A 7,115-nucleotide genomic window follows, 5' to 3' on the forward strand; every position below is an offset into this window, starting at 1 on the left:
TCACCTCGTGCGCGGCGCTCCACGCCGCAGCCGCTTGGCGACGCCATCTACGGCGCCGCCCGTTCGCTCCACCGCCCGCAGCAGACGCCCCTCCATCTGCCGCACCTCCTGCAACGCCTTGTCCAACCGAGGATCCACGCCCTCCGCTGGCGCCCCACCAGCACCACCCATACCAGGAGATCCACCCATCATCTCGCCGCCCGTCGTAGGCGCCCCCAAGGCCAAGGCGCCCTCGGGCCCCAGCTCGGGGAACCGTTGCATGATATCAGCCTGCACCGATGCTTGCGCCAGCGCCTGCGCCTCCGCCTCGTTGGCTTTGGCCTCGGACGCGAACAGCGCGTCCTCGTCGCTCAGGTGGAAGATGTTGGCCATGATCCATGGCGACGTGAAGAACGGCTGCAACGCCGCGGCCAGCGCGGCCCGCGCGTTCCACACCTCCACCTGCTGCATCTCGAAGATGGCGCTGGGCGCGCTCATCTGAAGCGCCCACTTCACGCTGTCCGGGTCGATGTTCAGCGCCGCAAGGTGCACCCGCACCACCTGATTGAGCCCCGCGATCCACTCGCGCTGCACTCTTTCAATCAGGCGAGAGAAAGCAACGTCCTCTTGAGTCAAGGCGCTCCGGTTCGTCACCTCAGTGCCGCCCAAGTACTGCGGCGGAATCCGCAATCCGCCATACAGCTTCTTGAGGAAGTACTCCATGACGCCGGTCTCGTCGTAGTCGGGACCAGCCAGCGGCTCAATGCGCGTGCTCTCCTTGCCCCCGCGCGTCGGGACAAAGAAATCCTCGGAGTTTTTGACGAAGATCCCAGCGTCCAAGGCGAAGTTGTGCCACACGTCCACGGTGATACACCCTGTGTCCTGAGTGTCAGATAGCCACTCCACGCTGATCACCTTGTGGTTTTCCGTCGCCGCAGTGCAAAACGCCCGCCAGTCATCGTACCCGGCCTGCTGCACAAACGACCGAAGGTTGTGCACGTCAAAGATCGTGCGTTTCCTGTTCGGATTCAGTGTGCGCAGCTCTTCGAAGAGCGGAGAAGACTGCACCGCCGCAGTAGCGTCGCGCATCCGAAGCGTTGGGTTCTCTTGCACCATCCTCCGCAGCTCGGGCAGTAAACCATCTGGATACTTGATCGCGATCTTCTCCGAGCGGATGGCGTTGTCGGCCTTGTGCTTCGGACTCTGATTATACACGATGAGGTGACGCCCAGAGTTACGCGCTCGGTTGCGTCGGGCGATCTCCCCCGGGTGATCCTTGGCCCACTTCCGCACCCGCCTGACCAGCGCACCGGCATGCCGCAATCCGTGCTCGGCCGGGCTCACTACTTCCAGGTTCTCCGGGTAATTGTTGCGCCGCCGTTCGTCTATGTGGTGCACTATCATCCCTGTCGGATCACCCAGGTATGCCTCCGCCACTAGCCGGTGCGTCTGCCCCAACGCCTTCCACCTCTCAGTGCCGCGCTCGCGGTGATCTTGGTGCACAACGTACTCGTATCCATTGTTTGCAATGCCCCGGTAGAGCGGCATCACGGAATCGCCCGGCTCCAGGAACTGTGCCTCCTTGTATGTGCCGTTTCGAAGAAGGAACTGGTGATCAGGAGTCGCGACTACCTCTTGGCAGTTGTCCAGGGTCACGCGCACCACTTGGGCAGTGCGCCGCGTGACGCCTGCCCACGAGATCTTTCCAGGCTTCACGTGCTTTGTCTCAGGATCGATGGAGTACACGTAGTTCTGCACCCCGGCCTCGTGATCCATGATCAAGTCGCGCAAGGTGCGAACCGTGCTGTTGAGCAACGGGATGCGTGTGTCCAAGGAAAGGCACATTTCAAGCGGGTTGAACCGGAAATCGATCTTACCAGTGGCCGGGTCGACGATCCGCTTCTTCTTGTAGCGCCGCCGCACGTCATCGACCAGCGCCTTTGCCTCGCGCGGGGGGATCTCGCCAGTGTCCACGTAGAACGCGAAGCGCCCCGGCGCCTTGGTGAGCTTCATCACCAGCGAGTTGTCCTCCAGCATGAGGATGCGCTTCCACACCCAGCGCACAGCATCGATCATGCTGAACCCGTAGAGGGCGCGCATCTGCTTCCCGCGCATGCGCCAGTGCACCACCTCCCACGGCTCGAAGAACACCAAGCCGCCCGCCGCCTCGCGATCTTTGATGCGCTGCAGATCCTCGCTGGTGCTGATCGGCACCGAGAACATCCCGGTCGGATCCTGCACGAAGCCCACCAGCTCGCCACGGTCGTTCACGATGCGCCGCACCGTGGGCGGCGGCAGCCAGTTCAGGCCCAACACGCCGCGATCGTTCACTACGATCTCGGCCATTGCGTTCCCATATTTACAGAAGGTGCGCACTGCGGCCCAGAGGTCGTCTTCAATGCGGATCCGGCGATCCAGCATGTCGTTGATGATATCGCGAACGATCTTATCCTTGGAGGTAGCCCAGATCACACGGCCATGCACCGCGTCAGCCACCGTGGCGCTGTCGGCGTACACGTCGAGGGCCGCCGAGATCAGCTCCGTGTCGTCCATGTTCTCGTAGTCGGCGTACCGCAGCAACAGATCCGAGTCGACCGCGAGCATGGTGGCCAGCTGCTGGTAGGGCGCGGACAGGCCGGTGTCGAGGTTGGAGGGGAACACGCGGGGCATAGCGCCCTCGCCAGAGTTGCCGCGAGCCAGGGTGGTTACCTGCCCCGTGGTCTGCCGCCGGAAGAACCGCGCGATGCTATCCCGCCAGCCCATGAGCCCTCCACCAGCAGCAGCGAACACGTGTGCGCTTGTCGCCCTCAGTCATCGTCGCCCCCGAAGTAGATCGGGGCCAGCAGCTCATCGCTGCGCGTCGCCCGCGTTGCCTGCCGCACTTCGCTCACGTCCACCTGCTCCAGGGGCACCAGCGGCGTCACCCATTGGTGCTCGTGCGCCACGATCTCCCCCATGGGTGTATCAGCATCCGCTCCCCACGGCAAGCGAGCCGCCCGCTGAGATAACCCGAGGACCACACCAGCAACGCTATCAGCGCAGTCCTTGGTACTGTGACGGGTGTGGTCCACCTTGCCCTTGATCCGGTCGTACTCCAGGGCGCGCAGCTCGCCCAGCAGGATCGGGTAATTGTAGTACTCGATGCGCCGCTCGTAGATGGCGCTCTTGAGCGCGTTGTAGCCATCCATCGAGGTATCCAGGGAGAGGATCTCAGCGTGCACGCCGTGCCGCCGCAGTTGCTGGTGCATCTCCACGTACATGTAGGTGTCCGTGGACACGCCCGCAATCGGGAAGCCATGAGCCTGCAACGCGTACACGAGGTTGCGCAGGTCCGGCAGGTAGATCTGCTCACCAGGGGGCGGACGAATTGCCAGCATGGCCTCGATGATGAAGTGGGGAGCCACGTCTTGGTAGCGGTTGCCGTCGCCGTCGCGCCGCACCACTTCAACGTACCGATCGATCCTGCCCATGCAAAATCCCGTGCTATCCCCAGAGATCGACACGTCGATGTGGACCCAGCGGGGGGCACGCGGCGCCTCCCGTGGAACCCACGCCTCCTCAGTGAAGCCGCCTGGCAGCCGACGTTCCACCGGTCTGCACAGGTACTGCCAGTCCCATCCGCCCGGGCTGCCCGAGATCCAGGTCTCGGCGCTGAACGGATGGCGGCGATCCTTCTGCACGCAAGAATCGATGGCCTCCACCCGCTGGAAGAATGCGCTGATGGCCTGTGTGCTGATGCCAGCGATGTCGCGCAGCGAATCCTCCAGGTTGCCCTCGAAATCATCGCGGTACTCAGCAGGCACCTCAATCACCCACGCCTCGTGCTCCTCCAGATACTCATCGTCCAGCGCATCCACCTCCTCTGGCGACAGGATGCGGCTGCGCAAGCTACTGTGGGCGCACAGCACATGGAACACCTCCCCGCAGAAGAACTCTTCTGGGCGAGCTGACCACTGCGAGTGCTCCAGCACGTACACGTCCGGATCATCCGCCGCCTCCCGGATCTTGCGCTCAGTGAACGAGTCCACCGTAGCAGCAGACGAGGCCAGCACCACCATCCCGGGGAGGTCGCCCGCCACCCGCTGGAAGCGCGACTTGATGCGGCGCACCAACGACCGGTACACCTTCTCCACGATATCGAAATGGGCCGCCGTCAGCTGCTTGCCCAGTGTCTGCTGGATTTGCTGGGCGTTGCGTTTGGGAGGGAAGTTGGTATTGTGCACCACACATCCGTCAGCCACGAACGTGCGGCAGGTAGTCTCGATGCTGTAGGTCTGCTCCGGGGGAAGCAAACAAACGCTCGTCACCCGATCAAGGTGGAACTCGGGGGGTAGGTCGGCAACGCGCAAGCACTCGGGACGGCATCCCCCAAGGGCGCGACCGTCCGCATGGTCCGGACCCGCACCCGCTTCTGTCGCACTCCCTCCATGAACGCCTCCGTCACGAAGGGGCCGGTCCACACGCTCGGCAGCGGCTTCGAGTTCAGAGACAGCAGGAAAGGCATGCACCGCTCCTGGGCCCACGCCCACAGCGCCAGCACCCGCGCACGATCCCGCGCCTTGTAAAAGCTCGTCTGCGACTTCGCCTCGACCAACACTTGCACCCCGTCGTCTCGGGTCACCAGAAAATCCGGAACCGTGAGGCGCCGCTGCCCCGCAAGCGTGTACGGGATAAACTCCAGCTGATCCTCGCCCACGACACTGCGCACCCCCGGCGTCGCACACAGGTGCAGGGCCAGGGATTGCTCGCGTGACGACCGGCATGGCACCGTCCCGCCACATGGCGACGACACATGGAACCGGTACGTCCGCGTCCGATTCTGGATCGACCGCGCATTCCCCTCCGAAATCCGCTGCCGATCCGCATCCGTGTGCGGGTGCCCCGGCCTTCCCTTGCGCACCGCACTCATCCTTGCGCGGGCCTCTGCCGAGTGATGTTGTCCCTTCCGCGGCATCGTCTACCCTCCAGACCGTTTCGTCCCCGACCTGCACCGCAGCCGTCGGCACGTAGATCAGGGTGTCACCGCGCCGCACCAACACCGGGTGGTCTGGAGAAAGTTCCACGGCGCGAGGCGAACACGTGTTCGCAGCTTCGAGGCGCACCAAGGGTTGCACCGAGGACGCGCGCATCCGGAACGGCACCCAGTGCCGCTGCCCAGTTGTGTGATCCAGTGCTTCCACCAGTAATCCATCGCGCGCATCCTCTCCAGCGTCCCAAAGATCTCCGACCGACCGCACCTCAAAAGTGGCACCGTTTTGCACAGTTAGCAAGCATTTTTTACCTACGCACTCATCACAGATAGCGGCCACGACGGCCTGCCCGATGGCCCGCTCCGCACCATACGAACCCACCGTCACCGAGATGTTGTTGGGAAACAGAGTGTAGTCGGTGGAAAACTTGGGCGGGAACCGCGCCATGAAGTAGGGCGACAGCTTGATCTTGTCGTCCACCGCGGTCTTGAGCACCGCCCGGCAGATCGGCAGCGACTTGCTGACCAGCATCAGCACCATCTGCGTGCCAGCCCCCACGCCGAACGTGGTCTGCGGGTTCTTCAGGCAGCTCAACTCGTACAGCAGTCGGCAAAAAATTACACTGGCAACAAACGTCTTTCCATATCCGAGGCTGCCTGCCAGTAATACCTCCCGGTACGGAGCAGAGAACAGGTTGATCAGTACATCCCGCAACTTTGGATACAGCGTGGTCATGGAGTCGCCAAGGTAGAAGGGGTCCTCTAGAAACTGGGCCATCGGCACCGGGATCGTGTGGTACAGCCCCTCCTCTAACTCCCGGCCCATGGCGGCCGCCACTTCTAAATCCCCCTCGACCAACAGCGCATCGAACAGCTGCTTGGCCTCCGGGGGCAACCCCGCCAGCGAATCCTTCACCGCCCGCGTGTCGTCGCCCACCGTGCGCTCGCTGCGCCGACGCCCGTCCTTGCCCACCCGGATCACGGCGCCCCCCCAGCACCAAGGGGGGAACCCAGCGCACACGTGTTCGCTCTAAAGACCGAACGATCGCCGGTCGTCTCCTGCGGATTTTTCGCAGTTTTCTGTGAATCGTTCGGCATCACTGCCAATCTCCGTCGTCCTGTTCGGCCAGCAGGTCGATCTCGGCCTCCACGGGCTCCCCGTGGTCGTCCTCGGCCGCCACGGCCACCGGCGTGGGCGCGCACAGGCCGTCCACGGTGTCCAGGTCCGTCCGGCCCGCCAGGCGCATGATCCGCTTCAGCAGGCCGAGCACCTGCGCGCGCTGCACGGGATCCGCGAAGGCGCGCGCCGCCCCCTCACCGTAGCGGTCCTTGATCTCCTGCAGCCGCTCCGCGCTCACCGTCAGCGTCCCCAGGTCGCGCGAGCCGGTCAGGCCCAGGTCCATTTTGATCTCGTGCATCCGGGCCACCAGGTCGATCAGCGACTTGGCGTGCCGGTCCACGTTGGGGTCAATTACCCCCGTCCGCCGCTCCATCCCGTGCGCTAAATCCAGCCGGTACAACAGAACCTCGTACGCCCGCTCCAGGCGGCGCAGGTCCTCCAGCCGATCGTTGAATTCGCGCTGCGCCTTCACCACCAGGTGCGGGAGCCGCGGCGCGATCAAGTCCGCCGGCACCACCTCGGCGTGCATGAACAACCGCAGGTCCTCCGCCAGCGTCGCCCGGGGGATATCCGTGCTCTCCCCCTCCTCCTCCTGCACGTACCGCGCGATCTCCGGCATCGGGTACCCCGCGCAGATGCGCTCGTACACCTCCTGGAAGCACCGCAACCCCTTCACCCGCTTGTGCGGCACCCGCGCCAGCGACTTCCCCTTGCGCCGCCGCCCCACACCACGCTGCGCTACCACCACACACCCCCCAGCACCAAGGACGCACACACGCCCACGCCGTTTGTCCAGCACAAAAATTCCCGCGCCGATCCGCCATTGGTGCCGATGCCGCTTGGGCCGCTTGGGCCGCGGGGGCCGCGGGAGCCGAGGGGGCCGCGGGGGAGGATAGCGCTGGGTCGGATGCTGCCTGGTCTGATTCCTTTTGGGCTGTGGGAGGATCTACGTGGGATCGTTGGTAGCGCCCAAGGGTAGGAGGAGGGGGGAGGGGTGGGATCGGGTGGGAGGACGGGCAGTTGGGTGTAGATCGTCAGGGGGGGAAA

3 protein-coding genes are annotated in these 7,115 nt (G+C 64.3%); all 3 read right to left on the reverse strand.

Annotated elements, in window-relative coordinates; all coding sequences use genetic code 11:
• Nucleotides 1-2,742, reverse strand: a complete 2,742-nt coding sequence (locus tag WC683_02080) for a portal protein (GenBank protein ID MFA4971372.1) — start codon at nt 2,740-2,742, stop codon at nt 1-3.
• Between the two features lie 44 nt (nt 2,743-2,786).
• Nucleotides 2,787-5,930 (reverse strand): Hint domain-containing protein, encoded by a 3,144-nt coding sequence (locus tag WC683_02085; protein MFA4971373.1) that lies wholly within the window; start codon nt 5,928-5,930, stop codon nt 2,787-2,789.
• Between the two features lie 115 nt (nt 5,931-6,045).
• Nucleotides 6,046-6,816: a hypothetical protein gene (locus tag WC683_02090; protein MFA4971374.1), complete on the reverse strand. Its 771-nt coding sequence runs from the start codon at nt 6,814-6,816 to the stop codon at nt 6,046-6,048.
• Between the last annotated feature and the right edge of the window lie 299 nt (nt 6,817-7,115).

The sequence above is a fragment of the bacterium genome (genome assembly GCA_041648665.1).
In the GTDB taxonomy this organism is placed as follows: Bacteria; UBA10199; UBA10199; order 2-02-FULL-44-16; family JAAZCA01; genus JAFGMW01.

Excerpts from the sequence above, each read along its gene's own strand:
- WC683_02080 (MFA4971372.1), bottom strand. The coding sequence starts at position 2,742 with ATGGGCTGGCGGGATAGCATCGCGCGGTTCTTCCGGCGGCAGACCACG.